The sequence below is a fragment of the Acinetobacter sp. ATCC 27244 genome, assembly GCF_000156555.1.
In the GTDB taxonomy this organism is placed as follows: Bacteria; Pseudomonadota; Gammaproteobacteria; order Pseudomonadales; family Moraxellaceae; genus Acinetobacter; species Acinetobacter haemolyticus.
The window spans coordinates 1-1,125 of sequence record NZ_GG665984.1 but is presented as its reverse complement, the minus strand read 5'-3'; the positions used below and the strand labels follow the sequence as shown (position 1 = coordinate 1,125).

Sequence of the window (1,125 nt, the reverse complement as noted above, 5' to 3'; positions counted from 1 at the left end):
TAACTCCTTCATCGTTTTACATCGTGTAGTTAAGAACTCCTGTTTGAGTATGCCATTGATTCGCTCTGCTAAAGCATTTTGGTAACAGTCTCCTCCATCTGTCATCGAGGGACTTATACCGTAACGCTGTAGTGCCGATTGATATAATTCAGAGCAATATTGAGAACCTCTATCTGAATGATGAATCAGGGTTGTTGCTCTATCTTTTATAGACTTCATTGCCATATGTAAGGCTTGTACAACATTCTCTGCCCGCATATCACTTGATAACTTATAACCTTTAATTTGTCGGGTATAGGCATCTGTCACAAGTGATAGATAATGCACACCCTCTGCACTTTCAACATAGGTAATATCACTAACAAAGACTTCATTTGCCCGTATTGGAGAATAATCCTTTAATAAATTAGGATGTTTCTTCATCCAGTGTTTGCTATCTGTAGTTTTGGTATAGCGACGTTTAGGGCGTATCAATAAATCATTCTCTTTTAATACCTTAAATAACTGATCTCGACCAAACTTCAGTCCTTGTTCTAGCAATTTTGGTTTGATCAGCCAATAGAGTTTACGCGTACCGATACTTGGCATCAAATAACGATACTCCATAACCAATTCAAGTACTTGCTGAGTTTCCTGAGCTTTGATTTGAGCACGTTTTTCTGATTGATAGTAAGCCTGTCGGGTGATTCCTATCCACTCACAATAACGTGAGACATTTAGTCTTCTTTGGGCTTGCCAATCTTTGAAACGTGCTCGGTATACTTTTTTCCAAGATCTCTCCCACATTCTTTGTCTATGTGATAAATCACATCTTGGATAAATTCAGTTTTTAGCTTTTCTGCGGCTAATTGTTTTTCCAACTGGCGAATGCGTTGTTGAGGGGTGAGTTGGCGTTTTGAAGTGGAAGGCATAGCTTTAGAAGTCCAATCTTGTTGTCCGTACTTACGTAACCATGTAAGCACAGTTGATCTTCCTTGAATACCATATTTTGCTTGAGCTTGTTTATAAGTGATTTGCCCTTTTTCTACCTCATGGACAATCAGCATTTTAAAGGCAAAACTATAATCTCGTTGTGTTCGTTTAACTCGTTGTTCTTTTTCATATTCCATAAAATAAGCCTCTTAA

1 pseudogene is annotated in these 1,125 nt (G+C 38.0%); it reads right to left on the bottom strand.

The features are described 5' to 3' along the window. Positions 1–1,109: pseudogene (locus HMPREF0023_RS15880) on the bottom strand (IS3 family transposase); the annotation flags it as partial. Positions 1,110–1,125 lie beyond the last annotated feature (16 nt).